Genomic DNA, 25462 nt, shown 5'->3' with positions numbered 1-25462 from the left:
GGTGGGTCGGCGGCGACCCGGGTGTGCTGGTTGGAACGCGGTTCGGGGACCGATCCGAGCGGGGACCGCTGGGGGAGGGGGACCTGTGGGATCGTCAGTTGGCCGGTTCGATGCGCCACGTGGTCGCGGACGTGTACGACCACTTCTCGATGGTGAGGCCGCAGGCGGAGTCTTTGAGTTTCACCATCAGCGCACCGATCTCTTTCGGGGAGAGACCGACTTCGTCGGCGATGAACTTGCTCTTGAAGTACAGGTCGCCGTTCTCGGCCTTCTCGCGCAGGAACGCCGCGAGGCGCTCTTCTTTGGAGGGGCTATCGTCCGCAACGGGTTCGGTGTCGGAGGGGTGTGCAGTTGCGCTCATTGTGTCACCTCGATTTACCCTACGGACTGCCGGGGGCATATAAAGTCGAGTCCGTTGCCGGTGATTCGGTTTCATTCAGACTATTTCCGGCGCAAAACGGTTCGTTCACGACCGTTCACGACACTTCGAGAATCCGTTAGACGTTTTATCGCTGTTTTTGAGCCGCTCTTGCTGGACCGGAAAACTGGGATGATATCGCCGGCGTATGACAATATTTACGTGTTTTGTAGTGCGGAATGAATTCGGATCGGCTCCCGCGCACGTTCGTCAACCGCACAACGAGTCGACGCGGAGTGGGTTACGACGACCGCTCGTGGACCCAGAACTCCTCGGACTCTGTGGTCTCTTTCTTGAAGATGGGAACCTCGTCTTTGAGGCGGTTGATTCCGTCTTCGACGGTTGTGAACGCTTCTCCCCGGTGTCCCGCGAGGACGACGACGAAGACGATGTCCTCGCCGTCCGCGACGACGCCGACGCGGTGGTGCATCCGTACGTCGAAGACGCCGTCGCGCGCTTCGAGTTCGCGTTCGATCCGTCGCATCCGGTCGGCGGCGACGCCCTCGTACTTCTCGAACTCCAGCGCCTCGGTCCGGTCGTCGTCGGGAGCGTCTTTCGCGCGGACGCGGCCGGTGAACGTCGCGATAGCGCCCGATCGGTCGGCGTCGTCGCTGGCCTTCGCCTCGTCGACGAGGGTTTCGAGCGTGACGTGTGGTTCGCCCGCAGCGGCGTACTCGGCGAGGTCGTCGACCGTGAGGTCGTCCACGTCGTCGACGCGAGCGACGACGTCACCCGGCACGTCGGCGTCACCGACGACGACTGTCGGAAGTCGGAGCGCGGAGAATCCGGTGACCAGCGCGTAGTCGTAGTCGGGCGCGAGACGGTCGAGGATAGCCTCGAACGTCTCGTCGGTGCCGGCGGCCGACCACGTACCGTCGTCTGAGAGGCGATACGTGGCCTCGGCGTCCGAGTCGAGTTGGCCGGCGTTCGCGGCGTCGGCCGCGTCGTCCCGGCGGACGGTTGCGACGCGACCGTCGAGACGTGCTGCGAGGGGCGCGAGCAGGTCGGCGGTTCCGGGACCGACCAGCGAGAGAACGTGCATAGTCGAGAAAGCGCGAGCAAGCGGCTTAGACCTTCGGCTCCCCGTCAGTCAGACCTCGATCCGGAGGCACGCGTCGGCGCCGCGCTGGAACTCGAAGGGGACTGACTCGACGTGCGGGTCGTACCCGTCACGTTCGAGGCCGAGACGGAGGTCGTCGAGGCCGTCGTAACGGTCCGCGCCGAAGTCGTGGAGCGGGAACACCCGGACCTCGTCGCGGGCCACTCGACACAGTTCCCGCAGTGCGGCGGCGTGGAAGGCGTGGTCGAGGCGGTCGGCGTACAAGAACAGGAGATGCGCCGAGCAGACGAGGTCGAAGGCGTCGTCCGCGAACGGCAGGTCCGGGAGTCCACCGGCGACGTAGCGGCCAGGCGCGGCGCGTCGGTGGGCGAGAAAGCGTGCCAACGCCGCCCGCCGGTACGTCGAGAGGTCTGCAGGGTCGTCGTAGAACTCCCAGCGGTAGAGCTGTTCCACCCCGTCGAGTCCGTCGACGGCGCGGGCCGCGTCCGCCCGCCCTCTTGCGGCGAGGTCGCCGAACCCGAGCGCGTACGCCGGGTCGACCGCGTACGCGTCCGCTCCCCGTGCGGTCGCCCCCGCCGTGAATCCACACGCACCGCCCGGGCAGTCGAGCACGCGAGTCCCGTCGAGGTCCACGTCTGCGAGGCCGAGCATCTGCTCGTACTCCCCGAACGTTCGCCCAATAAACGCGAAGCCGTCGAACTCGTAGCGGTCGGGATTAGACCCATCTGAAACAACCATTGATGTTCACACATATACAATAATGTATAGTATTTTCGTCGTCTTGGGGCATCGTGACGAGGTAGCGATTCGCGCGATTCGCCCGGGGAGACGGGCTACAGCGGGGTCGCTCCGGGAGCCTTAAGACCGAAACGGGGGTAGGCGAGTGCAATGAGAGTAGTCCTATCGCTCGGCGGGAGCGTGCTCGCGCCGGAACTCGACCCCGAGCGTGTCGCCGCGTACGCCGACGCCATCGAGCGGTTGGTCGGCGAGGGATGTGAACTGGGGGTCGTTGTCGGGGGCGGCGGCGTCGCCCGCGACTACATCACGACCGCTCGGGAGTTGGACGCCAACGAGGTGCAACTGGACCAACTCGGCATCGACGTGACGCGAGTGAACGCCCGCCTGCTAATCACGGCGCTGGGGTCGTCGGCAGACCTCTCGGTCGCCCACGATTACGACGAGGCCGCCGCCGCCATCCGCCGCGGCGACGTGTCGGTGATGGGCGGCATCACGCCGGGGCAGACGACTGACGCCGTCGCGGCGGCGCTGGGCGAGTACATCGACGCCGACCTCCTCGTGTACGCGACGGGCGCGGACGGCATCTACACCGCCGACCCGAACGTGGACGACGACGCCGAGCAGTTCGCCGAGATGACGCCGCAGGAACTCGTCGAGGTCATCGTCCCGATGAGCCGCGACGCCGGTGCCTCGGCCCCGGTCGACCTACTGGCGGCGAAACTCATCCAACGGGCGGGTCTGCGGACGGTCGTCCTCGACGGCCACGACCCGACGGCGGTCGAGGGAGCCGTGTTGCGCGGTGATCACACTGGGACGGACGTCGTTCCCGCGGGAACGGGCGAGCCGTCGTACTGGGCACAGCGATGAGTAGCGAGGACGAGCGAAGCGAGTCTTCCGACACCGCCATCGACCCCCACGCGGTCGGCGGCCGCGGTGACGGCGACGGCGACGGCGACGGCGACGAGTACCACGCCTTCTGGGCCGACGAGGTGGCCGACGAGGTGGAGGCGCGCGACCCCGACGAACCGATCGTCATCAAGGGGGGCGTCTCCCCCTCGGGCATCGCCCACATCGGCAACTTCAACGAGATTATCCGCGGCTTCTTCGTCGCAGAAGTGCTGCGCGAACGAGGCCACGAGGTTCGACAGGTGTTCACCAGCGACGACAAAGACGCCCTCCGGAAACTCCCGCGGAAACTCGCGGACACCGACGGCAACATCGTCGAACTGGGCGACGTGAACGCCGGCGCACTCGGACAGAACCTCGGGAAGCCGTACACCGACATTCCCGACCCGTTCGAGGACGGCCACGATTCGTACGCCGCCCACTTCGCGGCGTTGCTGGAGGCGGACGCTGAGGCACTGGACATCCCCGTCGAGATGGTGTCGAACACCGACCTGTACGCCGACGGTGACTTCGACGACGTGGTCGAACGCGTCCTCCGCAACGCCGACGCCGCCCGCGAGACGCTCGGCCAGTACCAGGACAAAGTCGACGCAGAGTACGTCCCGTTCATGCCGCAGTGTTCGGAGTGCGGAATGTTGACGCAGGACGTGACCGGCGTCGACGTCGACGCCCGCGAGGTGGCGTACCGCTGTTCGGGCATCGAGGCTGGAGAGCGCTTTATGGAAGGCTGTGGCCACGAGGGTGTCGCCTCCTTCCGCGAGGGGAAACTCCCGTGGCGTTTCGAATGGCCCGCCCAGTGGGAGGTGCTCGGCGTCGACTTCGAACCGTTCGGGAAGGACCACGCCGAAGGGTCGTGGCCCAGCGGCGTCGACATCGCCCGCGAAGTGCTCGGGAACGAGCCACCAGTGCCGATGGTGTACGAGTGGTTCACGCTCAACGGCGAGTCGCTCTCGTCGTCGGAGGGCCACATCGTCACGGTGCAGGAAGTGCTGGACCTCATCGAACCGGAGGTGCTCCGCTACTTCTTCGCGCGGAACCCGAAGAAGGCGAAAGACTTCGACATCGAGCGACTGGACCAACTCGTCAACGAGTTCGACCGCTTCGAGCGGGCGTACTTCGGCGACGACGACCCGGACGAGCGGTTCACCGCGTTCGCACAGCGCGCGTACCCGTTCGTCGTCGACGAGGTACGCGAGGGGCGCGTCCGCCTGCCGTACACCTTCGCGGCGGTGCTGGGGATGGTCGACGACCGCGAGTTCCGCATCCAACTCGCTCGCGACGAGGGGCACTTCACCGAGGAGACGCCCGAGTGGGCCATCGACGACGCCCTCGAACGCGTCGAACGCGCCCGTCGGTGGGCCGAGCGGTGTGACAACGAGTACAACTACCGCCTGCAGTCGGCCCTGCCCGACGTGACCTCCGACGACGACGTGGCGGCGGCGCTCGACGACCTCGCGGACTTCGTCGAGGCCGGCCACGACGGCGAGGAGATTCAGGGCGAGATATACGAGGCCGCGCGTCGTCACGACGTCGAGGTTGGCGACTTCTTCCAAGCGGGGTATCGCCTGTTCTTCGACGAGACGCAGGGACCGCGCCTCGGGGAGTTCCTCGGAGAACTCGAACGGGAGTTCGTCGTCGCCCGCCTGCGCCGGGAGGCGTAGTCGGCCGTCGTCGCGGGCCGCGAACGCCCACCGGCTTTCGAAACCGAGTTTTCGAAATCGGGCAGTAGACGGACTAACCAGTCAGTCAGAACGGTTCTCGGGACCGAAACCCTTAGTGGACGACACCGGAAACGTCGGGCAATGCGGAAGAGTGGCCCGCCGCGAGGCCTGATCTCGTACATCGTCTTGGAGCTTTTAGAGGAGAAGCCACGCTACGGCTACGAGATCCTCAAAGAGATCACAGCCATCAGCGGTGGCCACTGGGAACCCTCCTACGGGTCCGTCTACCCAATCCTCTACAAGTTCGAGGAGGAGGGGTACGCCGAACGGATCGAACGCGAGGACGAACCCGACCGGAAGTACTTCGCACTCACCGACGAGGGGCGCGAGCACCTCGCAGAGAAACGCCGCGAGGTCGGCGGGAAAGCGCGAGACTTCGCTGACGTCATCCTCGGCTTCTACCACATGTACGTCGCGTTCGCGACGGACGACCGATTCGAGGTCGCGCCCGACGCCGACGACTGGCGGTTCGACGACGAGTACTCCGGGTGGATCGCAGAGCAGGTGATCCGCCACCACGAACGTGACTTCGGCGAGTTCGAGCGGATTCCGGACACGCCCGAGGAGTTCCACGCGCGGCAGGGCGACGGCGACGCGCCCAGCGAGGAAGGTGACCGAGACGACGAAGAGACCGACGGTGGGCACGCCGAGGAGGCCGCCGCCGACGGTGGCAGCGACGTCTGACGGCCAAACTCACAGACGGTAGAAATCGACGCGAAGCGGGGAGGGTCTCCAGTTCTCAGAGGAACTGTGGCGCGAACACCACGACCAGCAGCGCCGCGAGCATCGTCAGTCCCACCGACGTCGTGAGCGTCGACACCATGCGACTGCGGTCGGAGACGGGGAGCCGTGAGACGACGCCCTCGGCACCCATCCGGAGGAGGCGGCCGCCGTCGAGCGGATAGCCGGGGATGCAGTTGAAGATGCCCAGTTGGACGTTGATCCACCCCGTCCAGAACAGGACGTTCGCGAGGAGGAACACCGGACCCTCGCCGAGGCCGCCGAGCGGCCCGGTCACGTCGTAAAAGCCCGCGAACTCGCCGTAGAAGCCCGCGAAGTTGTACGGGAGCGCGCCGGTGACAGCGCCCGCAAGCGGGAGCAACAGCGCGGCGTACACCAAGCCGAGCGGCGTCTCCGCGATGCCGCCGAGGCCGGGCGGCAGGTCGCCCGAGTCGCCGCCGAGGAGCGCGAGGTACGCCTCTGCGGGGTAGCGCTGGATGCCGAAGTCGTCGACGACGACGCCGGAGACGCCGCGGACGACGACGACGCCGACGCGCGGGTCCTCCGCCGTCCCGCCGAGTTCGACCGTCACCTCGCTGAACTCACCGTCGGCGTACACGCGCATCGAGACGGTGTCGCCGGGGCTGTAGGCGTCACCCGAGAGCATCTGATCGAGGTCCGAGAAGTCGAGGATGCGCTGGCCGTCGATCTGTGTGATCGTCAGCGGACCCGAGAGCCCGGTCTGTGCCCCGAGCGGTCCCTCCGCGGAGACGTTCGTCACGTACGCACCGAGCGGTGCGGTTCGCTCGCCCGCGGAGGTGGACACCTGCGCGAGTTCGTGCTCGCGGGCGACCTCACGGAACTGCGCGACGGTGTTCACTTCGGTGCCGTTGATCGCAGTGATCCGCGCGGCGTCACCCTCCGGGTCGACCGAGAGCCCCAAGGGGTTCCCCTGTACCGCGCCGACGACCGTCACCTGCCGTTGCACCGTGACCGTCTCCTCGTCGTTGAGCGTCACCTCGACGGTCGGGTCCTCCGTCGCGGCGATGGCCGCCTCGAACGCCGCCGGGTCCGCGACGGTTTCGCCCTCGACGGCGGTGATCCGGTCGCCGCCGTCGATACCCGCTTCGGCGGCGGGTGCGCCGGCGTACGCGCCGCCGACCGCGAGACCGGCGGCGGGGGTGATCGAGGCGACGACGGGACCGAACAGAAGTGCGAACGCGACCGCGGTGACCGCGAAGTTGTTCGTGACGCCGGCGGCGAACATCCGACTGCGTGCGCCGCGGTCGGCGTTGGCCTGGCTCTCCTCGTCGGGTTCGACGAACGCACCGATCGGAATCAGCGTGAGGAGAACGAGACCGAGCGACTCGATGTCGATGTCTTCGACGCGGCACAACAGGCCGTGGCCGCCCTCGTGGACGACGAGGGCGATGAGGAGACCGAGGACGATTTCAGGTGCGACCGCCAGCGGGAGGAAGTCGTTGACGCCGGGGATGATCAGGAAGTTCGATGGCTGGTTCGCCTGCGTCTGGACGGGGCTCTGGAGGGTCGCGAGCGCCGACCAGATGAGGAACGTGAACATCCCCACCATCACGACGATGGCGATGCCGACGCCGACGTTGCTCCACGCACGCCAGAAGCGGCGGGGACCCGACAGCCATTCGAGGAACGCACGACCGCGTTTGGTGTGGATCGTTGTCAACGGACCCTGGACGCGAACGGCGTCCGGGAGGTAGCCCCTCGTGTACAGCCCCATCATCACGACGGAGTAGGCGAGGGCTCCCACGAGGACCCACAGGAGCGTATTCATCATCGGAGACAGTCGGCCCGCGGTCAAATGGGTTCGGGTCCACGACCCCGTGGAGACCTCGGTGACCTCCGCCTCACAGCCGTCGTTCGAGGACGGGCACGTCGAACGGCCGACTGTCGATCACCTGCAGGTCAACCTGTCGGTAGCCGCGTTGCTCGTACCAGTCGAGGAGAAATGGGTGGTCCGTGAACGAGCGGAGGCGGACGCGGTCGTGCCCGCGGTCTGCGACGACATCCTCTGCGTACTCGAGGAGGGTCGCACCGATTCCTTCCCGCCGTCGCGTCGGGTCGACCGCGAGGCGACACACTTCTGGGCAGGGCCACTCGGGGCGCTCACGGAGTTGGATCGCGGCGACGACCGACTCGTCGCTATCGCGGTCAGCGTCGTCGCTTGCTCCTGCTCCGCCGTCGCCCGCACCGTCGACGCCGACCCAGCACTCGCGGTCGGCCAGCCACTCGCGCACGTCCGCCGCCGCCGTCTCGGCGGCGCTAGTCGGAAACCCCGCCTCGACGAGGTCGCCGTAGGCGGCGCGATACAGCGCCGCGAGCGTCGGCGCCTCCGCCGTGGTAGCGTCGCGGATACAGAGGTCGGACACGTCGATGCGTGCGGGCGACGCCAGCAAACCCGTTCCGGTCGCGGCGGCCGTCGCCGGAACGGACCGCGGCGGAGCAGACTGCGGCAGAGCAGACCGTGCCGGGCGGTGGTCGACGGCGGAGTCGGCGCGCGGTGACGCAAGCCCCAAGCCCCCCGCGGTCGAAGCCGATGTATGGCGAAACCCCCACGAACCGAGGAGGGTTGGTACGTCCTTCACGACTTCCGAACGGTGGACTGGGACGCGTGGCGCGCGGCCCCCGACCGCGAACGTGAACGCGCAATTCGCGAGGGCGTCGCGTACCTCGAAGAACACGAGGCGGTCGCGGATTCCGAGGAGGGTGCCTCTGCGGTGTTCTCCGTGCTCGGGCACAAGGCTGACCTCATGATCGTCCACTTCCGCCCGACGCTGGACGACCTCTCGGCGGCCGAACGCCGCTTCGAGTCGACCGCGCTGGCGAACTACACCGACCAGCCGACGTCCTACGTCTCCGTATCCGAAGTGTCCGACTACGTCTCGGACTCGTACTTCGACGGCGACGAGGAAGAGGTCGACGAGGGCATCCGCCGGTACATCGAGGGGAAACTGAAGCCCGAGATTCCCGACTCCGAGTACGTCTCCTTCTACCCGATGAACCGCAAGCGCGAGGCCGAGCAGAACTGGTACTCGCTGTCGTACGAGGAGCGCTCGGAGTTGCTCTCAGCCCACGGCGACATCGGCCGCGAGTACGCCGGGAAGATCAAACAGGTCATCGCCTCCTCCGTCGGCTTCGACGACTACGAGTGGGGCGTCACGCTGTTCGGCAGCGACCCCGCAGACATCAAAGACATCGTCTACGAGATGCGCTTCGACGAGGCCTCCGCCGAGTACGGCGAGTTCGGCCCCTTCTACGTCGGGCGGCGCTTCCCGCCGACGGATCTCGACGCGTACCTCGCGGGCGACCGCGTGCCGACGAGCGAACACGAGTCCGCACACGGTGCGGGCAGCCACCCGCACGGCGAGAGCGAGAGCCACCACCACGGCGGCGACAGTGACGGCGGCCACCACGGCAGCGGTCACGGCGACGACGCCGATGAGGACGACGGCGAAGACGAGGAGACCATCCGCGCGGAACTGGAGGACCTCGACATCTACGCGGGTAAGCCCCACGGCGAGGACGTGTTCGCAACGGTGCTCTACTCGGAGGCCGACGCAGACGACCTGTTCGAGGAGGTCGAGGGCCTGCGCGGGAACTTCGAGCACTACGGCAGTCACGTCAAGACTGCCGTCTACGAGGGGAACGAGACGGACCGCGCGGCCGTCGTGAGCATCTGGCAGACCGCCAGCGCCGCCGAGACGGCCGCGGGCTTCCTCTCGGAACTGCCCGGTATCGTCGAGCGTGCAGGCGAGGAGTCCGGGTTCGGGACGATGGGGATGTTCTACACGGTCAAACCCGACTATCGCGAGGAGTTCGTCGACAAGTTCGGCGTCGTCGGCGGGATGCTCGACGAGATGGACGGGCACTTCGAGACGGACCTGATGGTGAACCGCGAAGACGAGAACGACATGTTCATCGCCAGTCAGTGGGCCTCGAAAGACGACGCGATGGGCTTCTTCCGCTCGGACGCCTTCCGCGACACCGTCTCGTGGGGACGTGACGTCCTCGCGGACCGCCCGCGCCACGTCTTCCTCGCGTAAGCGGCGACGCCGCTGGCACGGTCGACGACGCGGGACTCCGCTCGCCGTCGTCCGAATATCCGAGTTGATGACTGCGAACCGAGATTTATACCCAGGGACCCGAAGCAACGACCGATGACGGGCGACCGGGCCGACGACACCCCGGCCGACGACCGCCTGCAGTCGTTGTACGCGGCGACGCAGGACCTGCTGACTGCGTCGACGCGGAGCGCGCTCTGTGAGGTCGTCGTCGACGTGAGCCGACGGGTGCTCGGCTACACGCAGCCGCGCGTGCACCTCCGCCCCGCTGTGGGTCGCGACCGACTGGAACCGACAGCGTACCCCGACGCCGTCGCGGATCGATTCGACGGGGAGCCACCGACGTACACTCCTGGCGACCGGGCGTACGAGGCGTTCGACCGCGGTGAGTCGCGTCGCCTCCGGACGCCGTCCACCCAGTCCGGCGACGCCGCTCAGCGTGTCGTCGTTCCCATCGCCGACCACGGCGTTCTCGTCGCTGGAGCGGCCGCGAACGCGCCGTCCACGGGCGCTCCGGTCGGCCTGGTCGAGTCGCTGGCGGAGACTGCCGCGCTCGCACTCGAGCGCCTTGACCGAGAGGCGCGGCTGAACGGTCTCCACGAGACGACACAGGAACTGATGGACGCACGCGACACCGCCGCCGTCGCCGCCACCGCGACGAACATCGCCCACGAGGTGCTCGACCTCCGATTGAATGCGGTGTGTCTCCGGTCGAGCGACGGAACGCGGCTGGTCCCCGTGAGTGTCACGAGCGAGGCGAGAGCGCTGTTCGGGACCGTCCCCGAACTCGACGCTGGGACCGTCGCGTGGGAGGCGTACGAGTCCGGCGAGTTGGTCTGCCACGACGACGTTCGACAGTCACCGGCCGTCACGGACCAATCGACGCCGATTCGGAGCGAACTCGTGGTTCCACTCGGCGACCACGGCATCTTCCTCGCGGGAAGCGAGCGCGTCGGTCGGTTCGACGACACCGACGAGACGCTCGCTCGCCTGTTCGCAGATACCGTCGAAGCCGCGCTCGACCGTGCACAACGGGAGACGCTGGCACGCCACCGTGAACACGAACTCGAACGGCAGAACGAACGCCTCGACGAGTTCGCGAGCGTCGTCTCACACGACCTTCGAAACCCCCTCAACGTCGCACAGGGTCGGACGGAACTACTCGGAGACGACTGCGACAGTCCGCACCTCTCCCACATCGAGACGGCACACGACCGGATGGAGGTGCTCATCGAGGACCTGTTGGCGCTTGCTCGCTCCGGGCGGTCGGTCGGTGAGACCGAACCGATCCGACTGGCACCGACCGTCCGGGCGGTGTGGCAGACGATCGACGGCGGCGGATCACTCGCCGTCGGCGACGACGTCGGAACCGTCGTCGCGGACGACTCGCGGCTTCGACAACTGTTCGAGAACCTCTTTCGCAACGCCGTCGACCACGCGGGAGATGGCGTGATCGTCACCGTCGGTCGGATCAAGGCTCCGAACCGCGAGGGCTTCTACGTCGCCGACGACGGCCCCGGCATCCCGCCGGCCGACCGCGGACAGGTGTTCGAGCGAGGGCACACCACCGCCGACGACGGCACCGGCTTCGGCCTCGCTATCGTCGCAGAGGTGGCGAGCGTCCACGGTTGGAGCGTCAGCGTCACCGACAGCGTCGACGGGGGCGCTCGCTTCGAGGTCGTCGTCGCCGAGCGGTGAGCAGTGAACGCGACGGCGACGTGCCGTGATCTGAACGCGGAGTGAAAGTGAAGTTCTGGAGAAGCATCGACGTCTCGTACTACGGTTTCGACTCGAACTGCAGGGGTCGAACGACCGGCTTCAGCGCCGTCGAAGGTAGCCGGCCACGCCGAGCAACCCGCCGAGCAGCGTGAGCGCCGCCCACCGGCCGCCGGAGACGTCACGGCCGGCCGCGTCGCGGTAGACGAGCGCCGCGAGCACGAGGTGGACGACAGCAGTGAGTCCAGCGATTCGACGGAGACGACGGGCGTACCGGCCGGCGCGGTCGTCGGTCATTCAGTCCGCCGGTTCCGGCGGGAGGACGCCCGCCGTCCGGAGGTCGTCGCCGCCGACGGACGAGCGGAAGTCCTCGGGGTTCATCCCGTCGTCGCGGTCGATGCCAAAGTTCTCGGCGTACAGTTCGTCGACGCGGCGACGCTCCTCCTCGCTGAGGCGCGGCGTGTCGGGCGCGGCCGCCCACTCGTCGATGTCGTCGAGCGACCGGAACGTCGGGACGACGCTCACCGTCTCCTCGTCGTCGAGGAGGTACTGGATGGACGCCTGGCCCATCGTTCGCTCGCCATCGCGTTTGAGGAACTCGATGGTGTCGAGTTTCTCCCATCCGGTCTCGAACCACGCCTGCGGGCGGTGTGCGCGGTGGTCGCCCTTCCCGAGTTCGGTGTCGGGCGTCACCTGTTCGTTCAACAGGCCCGAAGAGTGCGGGACGCGGGCGATGAGGCTAGTGTCTGCACCCTCCTCGCGGATGGTGTCGAGGAAGTGGCGGCCGGGCGTCTGCTCGAAGAGGTTGTAGACGGTCTGGACCGCGTCGAAGTCGAGTTCGACCGCGCGGTCGCCCTCCGCGAGCCAGCCGATAGAGGGGCCGAGCGCCCAGCCGAGGGCGTCGTACAGGCCCTCCTCGCGCATCGCGTACAGTTCTTCGAGCACCTCGTCGGTCACCTCGTCGACGTTCGCGTTGTGGAGGAACAGCACGTCGAGGTACTCCATATCGAGGCGGTCGAGACTCTGCTCGACGGCGTTGCGGAGGTACTCCGGCGAGAGGTCCTTCGGAATCTCGCCGTGGCCGGCCTGCGCGTTGTTGTAGAAGTCGTAGCCGACCTTCGTGCCGACGGTCACCTCGTCGCGGAACTCGCCGAGGGCCTCGCCGATGAGTTCCTCCGAGCGGCCGTGGCCGTACACGTCGCCGGTGTCGAAGAACGTCACGCCGCGGTCGAGGGCGTGTTGCACCATATCGACGGCTTCCTCGTCCGAACGGTCGCCCCACCAGTCGGTGCCGACGACCCACGCGCCGAACGCGACCTCGCTCACTTCGACGCCGGAGTCACCGAGTTCTCGGTACTGCATACTCCCGCGTTAGACCTACCCGCACTTATCCGACCCGGTTGCCCGAGCGGCACACTGGGCATTACAGTGACGCTGGAATCGTCCGCGTGGTAGAGGCCCGCACGGAACCAACGTCACTCGCGATGCGAGTCGATAGACGGACGTTCAATCGGTTGGTGTGGAGCGTCGCCGCGGCGGGGACCGTGGCGACCGGTGGCGCGGCCGCGCGACACGGTGAGCGCGACGGCAGAACTGACGACGACCCGCAGGGTGACGGGGGACGGCGTGGCGGCGCGCGCGTCCGTCGACGCGCGGAGACGCTCGTCGCGATTCCCGGCGAGTTGACGCCCGAGAACCTCGCGCTCGGGCCCGACGGCGACCTGTTCTTTGGCATCACCGCCGGGCAGGTGCGGCGCGTCGACCGCGAGACGGCGCTGACGGCGAGTGACCTGTCGCTCGACGACACCGACCTCGTGGCGACGCTCCCGGCGGCGGCAGGCGTGGAGTCGACGCCCGAGGGCGTTCTCTACGTCGCGGTGAACGCCGGCGAAGACACCGGCGTCTGGACGATTCCCGTCGATGGCGACGACCCCAGCCAGTACGTTCCGTTCACCCCCGGCGTGTTCGTGAACGACCTCGTCTTCGACCCGGACGGCGACCGACTCCTCGTTACGGAGTCGTTCGGCGGCGTGGTGTACGAAGTGCCGGTCGGGCCGGGAGGCGCACCGCTGGAGGGCGTCGTCGCGACGGAGTGGCTGGCGTCGGACCTGCTCGACACACCAGAGTTCGGTGCGAACGGACTCGCGTTCCGCGGTGAGGAGGAGGTCATTGTCGCGGTGACACGAGCGACGAGCGCAAGCGCGGCAGACGTTGGCCGCCTCGTCTCGGTTCCCGTCGAAGACGACGGGAGCGCGGGCGACCCGGAGACGCTACTCGAATCTGCGGCGGTGTTCGGTGCAGACGGCATCACCGTCCGAGACGGGTCGGTGTGGGTCGCCGCGAACTGGCGCAACGAACTCGTTCGCGTGCCGCCGTCGGGCGCGCCGGTTGTCGTCGCCGACGACGCCGATGGACTGGTGTTCCCCTCGGACGTCGTCTTCGGCGAGACTGCGGGACGTGAAGGAGGCAGTGGTAGTGAGGGAGCGGGCGGGCCAGCCTTCGTCTGCAACTTCGCCGTCAGCGACCCGGACGCGGCCGGCATCCTCAGGCTGCGGCCCTAGCGCCGAGAGATGGCGGCGCCCCGCCGCCGTCACCGAACGGCGTGACGCAACGCGAACGTTTTTTCGCTGGCGAGTAATTCCTCCGACTATGCAGACAGCCCCGGTACGTGTGGGCGTCCTCACCGCCGACGAGCGGAGCGCCGAACGGCGCACCGCCGCCGCCGTCGCAGAGCGCGTCGCCGCGTCCGTCGAGATGGTGTCGCTGACCGCAGTCGTCGCTGGCGACGCCGACCTCGACGCCTACGACGTGCTGTGGTGGCACCGCGATGCACCGTTCGACGACTGTGCGGCACCTGTCGCAGACGCGGGGCCCGCCGTCCGCGCGTACCTCGACGATGGCGGCGGCCTCCTCCTCAGCGCACGGGCACTACCGGCGGTCGTTCCCCTCGGCATCGACTCGGTGCGACCCGACGCCACGGGTGCGACCCACCCCGACGCAGAGGCGGGCTATCGTGCCCGTTCGCTCCACGCTGACCACCCACTGTTCGAGGGGTTCGAGGGCGGCGCAGACGACTCACCGCCGCGAGTCTCGGTCGTGGGACCGGGCGGCGAGGCGGCGTTCGCTCGCTACGACGGCGTGCTGCCCGCCGAGGGCGACGTCCTCGCGTGTGCCACCCACGGCGTCGGCGACATCCATCCGGAGAAGGCCGTCGTCGAGTGGCGCGTGGGCGACGGAACCGTCATCGGCCTCGGCGGCACGCTCCGATTCGACGGCCCCGACGACGGTCACGCCGAGGTTCGCGACCGCCTCGTGCGCAACGCTCTCTCGACGCTCGGCCGCGGGACGCTTCCCGAGTTCACCGGGCGGCCGACGACCGCCGAAGGCTTCGCTGCCCTCCGCCAGCAACTGGCCGACGATCACCACCGTCCGGCGTACCACCTCTCGCCGCCAGCCAACTGGCTGAACGACCCCAACGGCCTGATCAAGTACGACGGAACGTACCACGTCTTCTACCAGTACAACCCCGGCGGGCCGTTCCACAACGCCATCCACTGGGGCCACGCCGTCAGCGACGACCTCCTGCACTGGGAAGACGAACCCGTCGCCCTCGCGCCGGATCCGGACGGCCCCGACCGCGACGGCTGTTGGTCCGGGTGTACCGTCGTCGACGACGACGGGGCGCCGACACTCCTGTACACCGGCGGGCGCGGCCGCGACCAACTCCCGTGTCTCGCGACGACCGACGACCCCAACCTCCGCTCGTGGGAGAAACACGCGGGCAACCCGGTCATCGAGTCCGCACCCGCCGAGGTGGACGTGTACGAGACGGCCGACTGGGCCGCCGAGTTCCGCGACCACTGCGTGTGGCGCGAGGACGGCGTCTGGTACCACCTCATCGGGTCGGGCGTCGCGGAGACCCCGGCGGACGAAGAACACGCCGCCGGCGCGACCGAACCCGGTGATGGCGCGGCCCTCCTGTATCGCGGCGACGACCTCGCCGAGTGGGAGTACGTCGGCGTGTTCCACGCCGGGACCGGGCCGCGCGGCGCGCCCGTCTGGGAGTGCCCGGAACTGCTCACGTTCGACGACGCCCGTCTCCTGCACGTCTCCGACGACGACCGCGTGGCGTACTACCTCGGCGACGCCGACCTCTCGGCGTCCGGCGACGACGCCTCGCTGTTCGACGTGCGCGAGTGGGGGATGCTCGACCACGGCGACTACTACGCGCCCCAGTCGCTGTACGACGAGGAGCACGATCGCTACCTGACGTGGGGGTGGCTCCCGGAAACGCGCGACACGAGCGCCCAGTGGGACGCCGGGTGGTCCGGCACGATGTCGGTGCCGCGCGTCATAGACACCGACGACGAGGGTCGCCTCCGGCAGCGCCCCGCCGCGGAACTGACCGAGTTACGGACGGACCGCCTCGCGTCCGAGCAGATGCGTCTCGACAGCGAGGAGCGACTGACCGATGCCCGCGGAACCGCCCTCGACCTGGAGGTGACGCTCCGCCTCGGCGACGCCGAGACGGTCGGATTCACCGTCTTGGAGTCGCCCGCCGCGAGCGAGCGAACCGCCATTCGGTTCGACGGTGACACCGTGACCGTCGACCGCGGCGACAGCGGCGGCGACGGCCGCGTGAACCGGGCCCCCCGAGGGATGCCCGTCGGCGACGCCGTCGACGCCGACGAGTCGGTGACGCTGCGCGTGTTCGTCGACGGGTCGACGCTGGAGGTGTTCGCGAACGAGCGGCACTGCCTCACGACGCGCGTGTACCCGACGCGAGCGGACGCCGACCGCGTCTCCGTGTTCGCGGAGGGTGGCGACGCCGAGGTGAACCTCGACGTGTGGGCGATGGAAGGCACGTGGCCGACGTCGACCGGGCGGTAAGAGCGGCGTGAAACCCGGACGGCCCGGCGTGGCCGGTGGCCGTCTTGGTGGTGTTCGATAGCGAGAACGGATTCAGAAAGGGACCGAGGGACGCTGTTGTCTGGAATGACTGGGAAGTCAGTGATCGGCCGCGTTAGCGACCGCGACTGTTCCCGTTGTTCGACTTGTCGTTCCCGACGACGGTCACGTCATCGGAGCCGACGAGGGACATCCCGTCGGCCATCTCACCGCTCAGGTAGAGGGTCGAACTGGTCGACTCAATCCCGATGTCGGCGGTGGCGAACTTGACGACGAGGTCGTCGTATCCGTCACCGTCGACGTCCTCGTAGTGGGCGCCGCGCACCGGGGACGCACCGTCACCGCCGGTGGTCGCCGACAGCACCAGCGACTCGACGACCACGGCGCTCGGGTCGAAGTCGTCCGTGTTCAGGATGGCGACCGTGAGGACGCCCTTCGCCTTCGCGTTGACCGGGTTGTCGTCGCTGCCGGGCTTGACGTCAAGCGGCGCGGCGTAGGCAACCTCGACGGTCGCCGCCGTACTGTTGGTGTCCGTCCCGTCGCTCACTTCGACGCCGACCGTCTGCATCCCGGGGGTGGCGAAGCTGTGCTGGACGGTCGCGCCCGTGGCGTCGTCGAAGGCACCGTCGCCGTCGAGGTCCCACGCGTACGTGAGCGCGTCACCGTCGGGATCGGAGGAACCCGAGGCGTCGAGCGTGATCTGCTGGCCCTGGACCGCCGATGCTGGGGCCGAGAGGTCAGCGACCGGCGGGCTGTTGGTTGGGCCGTCTAAGGGGGTTGTCGAGAGAGTCACCCGTCCCTCCGGTGTGCCAATCGGGTCAGAGACGTACACGCTAATTGAGGTGCCTGCAGCGACGTCAATCGTGAGAGACCCCCTCGTTAGGGGGTCCTGCGAGCTGGCTAACGATACTGTAGTCGGGAAAGAGTTACCAGGCTGAACATAGTAAAGAGATAGGCTTGCTATGGCTCCAGCGACTGACGCATCGTAGTAGAGCGTCATCTGTCCGGTGGACTGGACCGTGCTGAGTGCGGTTCCTCCGTTACTGTTCAAGGCGACATCTATCCCTCCGTTGGTGGCGTTGTTTGTGACACTATCTGTCGGATTCGTGGTCTGCCAGTCAGTGGCATCCAGGCTCACTGGATGACTTGTCGCGGCTCCGACGCCAACTGCGGCGATCGAGGTCACCATCAGCACTGCAAGGATAACTGCACGATACGCGACCGACTGATCCATCATAATTTTTGACATTAGCTGCCTCGTGAGTTTCGTTTCGGCGAGACTGAACTCATCCAGACGCACTCCCCGCGTGGGTGCGATAGAGAATACAGAACACCACCGAGATTCACGACCACCAAATGGCAATTATGAGATATATAACAATACTACCATTTAGGTTACATATGTTTATTTTCTCAACCAATACAGTAATGTTATAAATCATATTGGTTCTTCTCTCAACCATCGTTCAGGATTTTAAACTAATCAGTCGTGCGCTCACTCGCCGACCGAACTGTGCCCTCTCTCAGTCTAACCCTCAGAACACGATGCCGAACGAGGCGGACCTGCGTCGAACACGAGGCAGGTTAGTTCTCTCAGATTGCCCGTTCACAGCGGTCCGAAATACTCAGTCGGCGAAGCCAAGCCAACTCATCCAGTGCGAACGCCTTCGCTTCGATGAGTGACGGCCGACAGGGACGACGTGCGAGGGAGGCCCACTCAAGTAGAATCTGAACTGTCTCAGCGATACCCGCCGCGCCGCCCGCCTCGACTCCGCGGCGGCAGGTCAGGCAGCGCCTCGTGTGGCAGCGGGATGTGGCCGTGCTTCAACTTCCCCAGCACTCGCGTCCGGTCGCCGTCGAGTTCGATGCGGATCGTCGGCGCGAGCGTCCCGCCGAACCGGCGGAACTGCTCTTCGGGAGGGAGGTCGGCGACGTCGTCGAGACTCCGCCCTTCGAGGTCGTAGTAGTTGAAGAAGGAGGTGACGAGCAGTTCTTCGGCGTGGGAGAAGGCGAGCCACGAGTACGTCTGGAACGGGGCGTTCGCGGGGTTCGTGAGGACGAGGCCCGTGTCGTTGAGCGGGCGGTAGTCGCCGTGCAGGGAGTCGGCGACGAAGCCGTACAGCGCGTCGAACCCCTCAATGTCGGGCGTGAACGTGTGCTCGTGGCTGGAGACGAACAGGTAGTAGTTCCCGTCGCGCACGACGAGGTGCGGGCGTTCGAGTTCCTGGTTCACGCACGTCGAGTGGAGGAGGGGGTCGCGCAGTTCCCACTCGGTCGGGTCGCCCGTCGGCGAGTCGGCGATACCGATTGCGCCATTGAACTCCTGGTTGACGGGGTCGCCCTCGCAGGCCTCGCTCCCCTCGGGGACGGGGATGTTCGCCTCGAACAGCAGGTGCGTCTCGCCGGTCGCGGGGTCGGTGAAGAACCACGGGTCGCGGAAGGTGTAGATCATCCCGCGCGACTGGTCCTCCGTCTCGTAGCGGACGCCGTCGGGCCGGAGGAGCGACTCGTGGGTGAACGTCCCTTCGACTGAGAGGCCGTCGTCGTCGGCGACGAGGGTTCCGCCGGTTCCGACGGCGAGGTGCTGAGTGTAACTCAGATCCTCTTCGCCCGCCTCGCCGGCGGCGGTGTAGTAGCAGTACAGATCCGAGGGGCCGGTGCCGTCGGGGTCCCACAAGGCACAGCCTGCCCACTGGCGCGACCCGAGCGGTTCGCTTCCCTCGAAGACCGGGCCGGCCGACTCCCACGAGCGGCCGTCGGCGGAGTAGAAACAGCGGATCGTCGCCACGTCGTGGCGCTTGCCCGGCAGGAGGTCACGCGGCGCGGTCAGCGCGAAGGCGACGCGGTAGCCGCCGACCTCTGCGAGCGACCCGTCGCGTTCGCGCAGGAACCAGGTGTCCCAGAGGTACACTTCGTCGCTGACCGGGTCTTCGGGCGGGTAGATGACCGGCTTGACCGCGTCGGCGACGCGAGCGAGACCGCTCGCCTGCTCCCGCGTCCACGCGGGCGTATCCCGACGAATCGCCTCGGAATCCAAGGCAGCGGCGTCGGAGTCGTGTGGCGGTGACATGGACGAGCGAACGACCGGGTGGTCCTAACCGCTGTCGCTTCGCCACGCGGTTCCGCACCGGGTTCGCATATCCGAACCCATATGCCGTATCCCGGCGAATGCTCGTGATATGACTAAGCGTCACGTGTCTCTCCCACCGGAGGCGGAGGAGGGAGTTACGGCCTTCATCGAACGGGTTGACGACCGACTCTCGTCGGCCGAGGACACGTGTGACGTCGTCCGCGACACGCTCGTGGACCTGTTCGGCGACCGCGACGCCTACGAGCGGTGGCAAGCCGGCGGCGACGTGACGCCCGCAGAGCGCGTGCGCCTGCAGGGGTACGACCCGTGCAACGCGACGCTGGAGTCGGAGTACTACGCCGAGAAAGACGAACAGCAGTACAAACGCTCCAAACACCTCCAGTGGCTGTGGCGGCAGTTCGACGACACGCCGATGGCCGACAACATCGCGTTCGCGCTTCAGTTCCGGCAGATGCTCGCGAACCACCTGTTCGCCGACGCCGGCGACAACCTCCGCCTGTTCAAGGGCATCACGTTCACCTACGGCCACAACATCGAAATCGGCGATAACACGGTCGTCCACGACGACGTCCACCTCGACGACCGCGGGAAACTCACCATCGGCGACCGCGTCTCAATCTCCGACTCCGCGCACATCTACAGCCACGACCACGACGTGGTCGACCAGACGCACGTCGACAACTACCACACCATCGTCGACGACGACGCCCGCGTCACCTACGACTCGATGATTCGCGCGGGGTGCCGCGTCGGCAAGAACGCCATCGTCGGCGCGAAGTCCATCGTGCAGGGCGACGTGCCCGACCACCACATCGCCGTCGGGTCGCCCGCACGCACGGTCCGGGTGAAACCGGGGTGGGAGTCGGTCGCGGACCCGAAGGAGGACAAACTGACCAACCGCGCCGAGGAGCGACGCATCGAGTACGACCTCCCCGACGACATCGACGTGTTCGACGAGTTCCAGCGTGACCTGACGCCGCCAGATGGCGTCGACGCGCCCGGGTCGGACAACTGAGACGGACGCGGGCGACCTGCCGCGCAGTCCGCCGTTCGTTCGTGGTTATTCTCGCGGATCGCGGTCGGGGCCCGGATACTCGCCACCGCCGACCTCCGGGTACAGTCGCTCGGCGTCGAACAGCGCAGCGAACGCCTGCGGCTCTCGGACGCTGACGGGGAAGCGGTCGTTGAGTCCCGCGGCGGTCCCGGCGGCCGTCAGGCGGTCGTCCAGCGAGAGGACGTGCATCGCACCACCACGGTACGCCGACGCCAGCGCCGGGTGGTCTCCCCGCGGTTGTGCGACTGACTCGCGCCACGCCTCGATCCGTTCGCGCCAGTCGGCCGCGAGTGTCGAGTCCGCGAGCGTCGCGACGACCGCCTCCGCGTCGTCGAGGAGGGCGTCGCTGGCGACGAGCGTGACCCACGAGTGCGCTCGCGGGCCGTCGAGTGCCTCGCGTGCGGGCCCGCCGACGAGGAGGTCGGCCGCGAGGACGTCCGCGTCGGCGACGACCCGCGCCGGTGACGGCTCGGGTCGCTCGCTCGCGGCAGGCGCGTCCGCAGAGTCGTCCGAATCCGACGCCTCGACCTCGCGGTCCCGTCGTTCCGCCAACGCCGCGGTCACGTCGGCGGCGTCGACGGCGACCGCGGTCGCTCGCTCGAACAGGCTGGCCCACGTCTCCATACCCGAGGGTCGACCGCGAGCGTGAAAAGCCGGTCAGTTCGTCGCGCCCGCGACCCGTCGAAGCCCCGCGTCGGCGACGACGCCGAGGAGGAACGCCGCGCCGACGTTCCACGCGAGGCCGACCACACCGACGAAGGCGACGACCGCGAGCGCCCGCCGGCCGGAGACGGCGACCGCGCGGCGACCGAGGTGGACCGCGACGACGATGAGGAGGACGCCGAGGACAGGCATCGGGAACGCGGCGACGACGCCTGCGAACGGGACGGCTGCGAGGTAGAGGCCCCCGAGGACGAGGTTCGCGCCGCCGGTACGCGCGCCGAAGGCGTGTTTCCCCGCGAGACCACCCGAACCGTGACACATCGGGAGGCCGCCCAGCGGCACCGCGGTCAGACTCATCACACCCATACTCCCCGAGAGACGGTCGGCGGAGATGTCGGCATCGAACAGGTCGGACAAGAGGAGGCTCGTCGCGACCGCGGCGTTCCCGACGGTCATCGCGAGTTGGCCCGTTGATGCCGATAGCGCCCCCGCCGTGAGAGACGGGACGCCCGTCGGGAACAGGCCGAACGCCGGAAGCGACGCCGCCGGGACGCCGGTTTCGAGCAGGGCGAGCGCCAGTCCGACCCCGAGGACAGCCAGCGCCGCGCCCCGGCGGTAGCCCGCGACGGCGACGACGCCCGCGACGGCGGCGGCTCCGAGCGCGAGCGTCGGGTCGGCGACACCCAGATCGAACCCGGCCCGCGCCAACAACAGCGCGACCGCCAGTTGGATGCCGCGGATCACTGGCTCGCGGACGTGTCGCTGGATCCGCGAGAGCGACCCAGTCGCCGCGAACACGAGGAGAACGACGCCCGCGAGCAGGCCCGCCGCGAGGAACTCGCCGTACGCGAGCGTCCCCGCCAGCGCCAGTCCAGCGAGCGCCTTCATCGGCTCGACCGAGAGCGGAAGTCCGTAGGCGACGCCCCACACCACCTGAAAGACGCCGAACCAGATCAGCGCGTGCGGAAGCGAGACGGGAGTGAGCGCCGCCAGCCCGACGACGATCGGGAGGACCGTAACCGAATCCCCTATCGCGCCGGTCAGCTCACCGAGGTCGAGCCGAAGGCCGTCGGTAGAGCTGAATCGTTCGGATAGCGACACGAAAGCACCGAACAGATGAGTTTACTTGAATATATTCAGAAACCAGATCCGTGATCCGATCTGGAGTTGAGAAACCGAATATAGTTACTTGTCGGCGACGCCGTACGTCGAGACGCGGTCTGCAGAAATCGACAGCCGGACGGCGTCGTCCGTCGCGGGCGGGTCGTCGCTAAACAGCGAGAGACGGGCGTCGCCGCCGTCGGTAAGGGCGTTCGTGGGCATCTCGACGGTCGGCGCGGCCGCGTCGAGGTCGACGAGGACGCGGTAGGCGGCGTCCTCGCGGACGACGCGCCGAACTGTTCCGTGGAGGGAGCCGTCGCCGTCGATGCGAACGTGTTCGGGTCGAACGGCGGCGGTCTCGGCGTCAGCGGGGAGGTCGACGGCATCGCGAAGGGCGGCGGCGGCGACGACGTTCGACCCGGTGAAGGCGGCGACCATCGGGCAAGAGGGGCGATCGAACACGGCTTCGGGCGTCCCGCTCTGGACGATTTCTCCGTCGCGCATCACGGCGATGCGGTCGCCGACTGCTCGCGCCGTCGTGCGGTTGTGCGTGACGTACACCGTGGTCACGTCGTCGAGGACTGCCGCGAGGTCGTCGCGAAGCGCCTGTCGCGTCGGCACGTCGAGCGCCGCCAGCGGTTCGTCGAGGAGCATCACTTCGGGCCGGACCGCCAGCGCCCGCGCGAGCGCCACCCGCTGTTTCTCGCCGCCCGACAGCGTCGGCGGGTACCGATCCGCGAGGTCGGCCACACCCAGTTCCGCGAGGAGCGCCTCGGGGTCGCGGACGTCGTCGCGGTAGCGCGTGCCGTAGGCCGCGTTCTCCGCGACCGTGAGGTGGGGGAACAGCGCGTAATCTTGGAAGACGAAGCCGAAGCCGCGGTCCTCCGGGCTCCGGTCGTGAATCGCGGTACCGTCGAGCGTCACCGACCCCCCGTGGTCGTGAAAGCCCGCGATCGTCTCCAGCAACAGCGACTTGCCACTCCCACTGGGGCCGAGGACGACGAGGCTCTCGCCGCGGTCGACCTCGATTGCGGCGTCGACGACGAACGACTCCGCGCCGTCGGCGGTGAACGTCGCCCGCACGTCGGCCGAGAGGCCCATCAGACGACACCCCCGGTCGTCGTCGAGTCGGCGGTGAGATAGCGGACGATGAGGAAGATGACCGCCGAAACTGCGAGGAGGAGGAACGCCACCGCGCCGCTCTCTTCGAGGCCGCCCTGCAGGTACGTGTTGTAGACGAAGACGGGTGCGTGCTGGGCAGTGACGCGGCCGCCCGCAGGCGGGTAGAAGAACTGCACCGAGTAGGCGACGACGGCGACCGCACCGAACTCGGAGACGGCGCGTGCCCACGCGAGGACGCCCCCGGTGACCATCCCGCGAACGGCGAGCGGCCCGGTCACGCGGCGGAACGTCTCGAAGCGCGAGGCGCCGTGAATCCGTGAAGCGTACTCCAGACGGTCGTCGATGGACTCGAACGCCTCGCGGCTGGCGTTGACGGCGTACGGTGCGGAGACGAACGTCATCGCGAGCACCATCCCGGTCATCGTCCCCAGCACGGAGACGTTCGGGAACGCGCCGCCGCGCCCGAAGCCGAACAGGATGATGATGCCCGCGACACTGTGGGGGACGACGAGGGGCAGGTCGACGAGGCTCTCGACCACTTGCTGGCCGCGGAAGCCGTCGGCGAGGAGGCGTGCGAGGGGAACGCCGAACGCGAGGCTGGCGATAGCCGCCAAGAGTGGCCCGTACACGCCGAGATAGAGGACGCGGTGCACGTCGGGGTCCAGCGCCTTCTCGGCGATCAGCGCCGGCTGTTGGCGAGCGACGAACAGCGCCAGCGGGAGGCCGAGCGCGACGACGAGGATGCTCGCGAGCGTCGCCGCGGCGACGGTGAACCTGCTACCGTCGAAGGCGTAGGCGGCGACGGCGACGCTCCCGACGACGAAGTAGGCGTACAGCGTCGGCGCGCCCGTGGTGTACGCGACTGCGAACGCCAGCAGTTGGATCGCCCCGAACGCGACCACGAGCGGCGCTCGCCCGAGTCGCCCGAACCGGACGCCGCTGTCAGTTCCGGTCGCCATCGTACTGGGTGTCGGTGTCGTGCATTGAGAACGCTCCGGTCGACGCCCCGGTTACAGTTCGAGCGGTCCGAGCGTGTCCTGTGCGCTCGCGACGTCGAGGACGTTGTCCGGGACGGCGTCCTCGCTGGCGGCGGGGACGACGATGGGGTCGACCGGGACGAGACCGAGGTCGGTCAGTACCTGCCGTCCGGCGTCGGTCGCGAAGTACTCCACCCACTTCGCGCCCGCGTTGGGCGACTCCGCGACGCCCGGCACCGTGATGCCGTAGGCGATAGGCGCGCCCGTGAACGTCCCCGAGTCCGTCTCGACTTCCGCCTTCGCGTAGTGTTCAGCGTACTCGCTGCTCGCTTGCGAGAGGTCGACCTCCGGTTGGAGGTCAACGTACGGGAGGCCCGAACTCGCGGAGATGGACTGGTAGTAGAACACGTAGTCGAGTTCCCCCGACTCCAACTGGCCCTCTAAATTCGTCTCGGTGCCCGTCGGGACGACCGAGTTCTCGCGGAGTTGCTGGTACGTCGCGTCGTCGTAGAGGCGCTCGCCGTCGAACTCCTCGGCGCCGAGTTGTTGGGTCATCACCGCACGGTAGCCGCCGGGGTCGACCGCCGGGTCGGAGTGACCGATGGTGACGTCGTCGCGGGTGAGCACCTCCCACCAGTTGTCCGCCGAGATGTCGTCGGCGCCGGGGGAGTCCTCGCGGTACTGGATCGACATCGAGTTCGTCGTGAAGATGGCGTACCAGTCGCCGAAGTCGGGGAGGATACGGTTGCGGATGAGGCGGAAGTCGGAGGTGCCGAGGACGTCCGCCGAGCGACCCTGCTGGGTGATCTTCTGCGTCGAGGCGACCGACCCCTGCGCCTCGCGGGTCACGTCGACGCCGTACTCCTCCTCGAAGCCGGGTTCCGCCTCCGAGAACGGCGGCGCGAGACTGCCCGCGTGGAAGATGGTCATCGAGTCCTCCAGCGACGACCCGCCGGACCCGGACGTGTCGTCGGACCCGCTCGATCCACCCGACCCACCGCCACCGGACCCCGTCTCAGAGCCGCCACCGCCCGATCCCATACAGCCAGCCAACCCAAGCGCCGCCGCACTCGCGCCCGTCGCCGCCAGGAACGACCGCCGGTTCACTGCCCGAGGCGTGCCATCCGATCGTTGTTTCGTCATAGATACATCGGAGTGCCGGCCAGCACA

Annotated in this window: 22 protein-coding genes; 8 read left to right on the top strand and 14 right to left on the bottom strand. The window is 67.9% G+C overall.

Going from position 1 to position 25462, the window contains the following annotated elements; all coding sequences use genetic code 11:
- Window positions 1-94: 94 nt before the first annotated feature.
- The 3 genes from P0D77_RS04250 to P0D77_RS04240 form a co-directional block, all read right to left on the bottom strand.
- Complete coding sequence (locus P0D77_RS04250; protein WP_277554946.1) at window positions 95-361, bottom strand: DUF7123 family protein; 267 nt, start codon at window positions 359-361, stop codon at window positions 95-97.
- A gap of 298 nt (window positions 362-659) precedes the next feature.
- Complete coding sequence (locus tag P0D77_RS04245) at window positions 660-1460, bottom strand: molybdopterin synthase (protein WP_277554944.1); 801 nt, start codon at window positions 1458-1460, stop codon at window positions 660-662.
- Between the two features lie 48 nt (window positions 1461-1508).
- Window positions 1509-2216, bottom strand: coding sequence for a methyltransferase domain-containing protein (locus tag P0D77_RS04240; protein WP_277554943.1), 708 nt, complete (start codon window positions 2214-2216; stop codon window positions 1509-1511).
- 150 nt (window positions 2217-2366) lie between these two features.
- Here P0D77_RS04240 and pyrH point away from each other — a divergent pair, with 150 nt between their 5' ends.
- The 3 genes from pyrH to P0D77_RS04225 all read left to right on the top strand — a co-directional run bounded on the left by pyrH (window position 2367) and on the right by P0D77_RS04225 (window position 5527).
- Window positions 2367-3083: a UMP kinase gene (gene pyrH, locus P0D77_RS04235; RefSeq protein ID WP_277554942.1), complete on the top strand. Its 717-nt coding sequence runs from the start codon at window positions 2367-2369 to the stop codon at window positions 3081-3083.
- The gene (gene lysS, locus P0D77_RS04230; RefSeq protein WP_277554941.1) at window positions 3080-4783 is read left to right on the top strand and encodes a lysine--tRNA ligase; all 1704 of its coding nucleotides are present in this window, start codon (window positions 3080-3082) and stop codon (window positions 4781-4783) included. Before pyrH ends, lysS begins: the two co-directional genes overlap by 4 nt.
- A gap of 141 nt (window positions 4784-4924) precedes the next feature.
- Complete coding sequence (locus tag P0D77_RS04225; RefSeq protein WP_277554940.1) at window positions 4925-5527, top strand: PadR family transcriptional regulator; 603 nt, start codon at window positions 4925-4927, stop codon at window positions 5525-5527.
- Between the two features lie 55 nt (window positions 5528-5582).
- On the opposite strand, the gene P0D77_RS04220 is transcribed toward P0D77_RS04225, so the two are convergent.
- Together P0D77_RS04220 and P0D77_RS04215 are read right to left on the bottom strand one after the other, a co-directional pair.
- Window positions 5583-7373 carry a site-2 protease family protein gene (locus tag P0D77_RS04220; RefSeq protein WP_277554938.1) on the bottom strand — a complete coding sequence of 597 codons (1791 nt, stop codon included), beginning with the start codon at window positions 7371-7373 and terminating at the stop codon, window positions 5583-5585.
- 73 nt (window positions 7374-7446) lie between these two features.
- Entirely contained in the window at window positions 7447-7968 is a 522-nt protein-coding gene (locus P0D77_RS04215; RefSeq protein WP_277554937.1) for a GNAT family N-acetyltransferase, read from the bottom strand.
- Between the two features lie 171 nt (window positions 7969-8139).
- Here P0D77_RS04215 and P0D77_RS04210 point away from each other — a divergent pair, with 171 nt between their 5' ends.
- Window positions 8140-9642 carry a heme-binding protein gene (locus tag P0D77_RS04210; protein WP_277554935.1) on the top strand — a complete coding sequence of 501 codons (1503 nt, stop codon included), beginning with the start codon at window positions 8140-8142 and terminating at the stop codon, window positions 9640-9642.
- Window positions 9643-9756: 114 nt separating this feature from the next.
- On the top strand, window positions 9757-11358 hold the full coding sequence (locus P0D77_RS04205; RefSeq protein WP_277554933.1) for a sensor histidine kinase: 1602 nt from the start codon (window positions 9757-9759) through the stop codon (window positions 11356-11358).
- Window positions 11359-11478: 120 nt separating this feature from the next.
- Here the strand turns inward: P0D77_RS04205 and P0D77_RS04200 are convergent, their stop codons facing one another.
- Entirely contained in the window at window positions 11479-11673 is a 195-nt protein-coding gene (locus tag P0D77_RS04200; RefSeq protein WP_277554932.1) for a hypothetical protein, read from the bottom strand.
- Window positions 11674-12738, bottom strand: a complete 1065-nt coding sequence (locus P0D77_RS04195; RefSeq protein ID WP_277554931.1) for an aldo/keto reductase — start codon at window positions 12736-12738, stop codon at window positions 11674-11676.
- 122 nt (window positions 12739-12860) lie between these two features.
- Here P0D77_RS04195 and P0D77_RS04190 point away from each other — a divergent pair, with 122 nt between their 5' ends.
- Entirely contained in the window at window positions 12861-13937 is a 1077-nt protein-coding gene (locus P0D77_RS04190; protein WP_277554930.1) for an SMP-30/gluconolactonase/LRE family protein, read from the top strand.
- Between the two features lie 88 nt (window positions 13938-14025).
- A complete protein-coding gene (locus P0D77_RS04185; protein ID WP_277554929.1) occupies window positions 14026-16266 on the top strand; it encodes a GH32 C-terminal domain-containing protein in 2241 nt (746 codons plus the stop codon).
- Window positions 16267-16399: 133 nt separating this feature from the next.
- Here P0D77_RS04185 and P0D77_RS04180 read toward each other — a convergent pair whose 3' ends face one another.
- Window positions 16400-17077 (bottom strand): PKD domain-containing protein, encoded by a 678-nt coding sequence (locus P0D77_RS04180; RefSeq protein ID WP_277554927.1) that lies wholly within the window; start codon window positions 17075-17077, stop codon window positions 16400-16402.
- Window positions 17078-18022: 945 nt separating this feature from the next.
- The gene (locus P0D77_RS04175; protein WP_277554926.1) at window positions 18023-19354 is read right to left on the bottom strand and encodes a glycoside hydrolase family 68 protein; all 1332 of its coding nucleotides are present in this window, start codon (window positions 19352-19354) and stop codon (window positions 18023-18025) included.
- A 109-nt stretch (window positions 19355-19463) separates the two neighbouring features.
- Here P0D77_RS04175 and P0D77_RS04170 point away from each other — a divergent pair, with 109 nt between their 5' ends.
- Window positions 19464-20390, top strand: a complete 927-nt coding sequence (locus tag P0D77_RS04170) for an acyltransferase (RefSeq protein WP_277554925.1) — start codon at window positions 19464-19466, stop codon at window positions 20388-20390.
- 45 nt (window positions 20391-20435) lie between these two features.
- Here the strand turns inward: P0D77_RS04170 and P0D77_RS04165 are convergent, their stop codons facing one another.
- From P0D77_RS04165 to P0D77_RS04145, 5 genes are all read right to left on the bottom strand, one after another.
- On the bottom strand, window positions 20436-21053 hold the full coding sequence (locus tag P0D77_RS04165; RefSeq protein ID WP_277554924.1) for a DUF7384 family protein: 618 nt from the start codon (window positions 21051-21053) through the stop codon (window positions 20436-20438).
- A gap of 33 nt (window positions 21054-21086) precedes the next feature.
- The gene (locus P0D77_RS04160) at window positions 21087-22193 is read right to left on the bottom strand and encodes a putative sulfate/molybdate transporter (protein WP_277554923.1); all 1107 of its coding nucleotides are present in this window, start codon (window positions 22191-22193) and stop codon (window positions 21087-21089) included.
- A gap of 84 nt (window positions 22194-22277) precedes the next feature.
- The gene (locus P0D77_RS04155; protein ID WP_277554922.1) at window positions 22278-23294 is read right to left on the bottom strand and encodes an ABC transporter ATP-binding protein; all 1017 of its coding nucleotides are present in this window, start codon (window positions 23292-23294) and stop codon (window positions 22278-22280) included.
- Entirely contained in the window at window positions 23294-24274 is a 981-nt protein-coding gene (locus P0D77_RS04150) for an ABC transporter permease (RefSeq protein ID WP_277554921.1), read from the bottom strand. Before P0D77_RS04150 ends, P0D77_RS04155 begins: the two co-directional genes overlap by 1 nt.
- A gap of 51 nt (window positions 24275-24325) precedes the next feature.
- Complete coding sequence (locus P0D77_RS04145; protein WP_277554920.1) at window positions 24326-25435, bottom strand: extracellular solute-binding protein; 1110 nt, start codon at window positions 25433-25435, stop codon at window positions 24326-24328.
- Window positions 25436-25462: the final 27 nt, after the last annotated feature.

The organism is Halobaculum limi (genome assembly GCF_029490015.1).
Classification (GTDB): domain Archaea; phylum Halobacteriota; class Halobacteria; order Halobacteriales; family Haloferacaceae; genus Halobaculum; species Halobaculum limi.
Note: the sequence above shows the minus strand (reverse complement) of the source record. Positions and strands in the feature narration are given on the sequence as shown.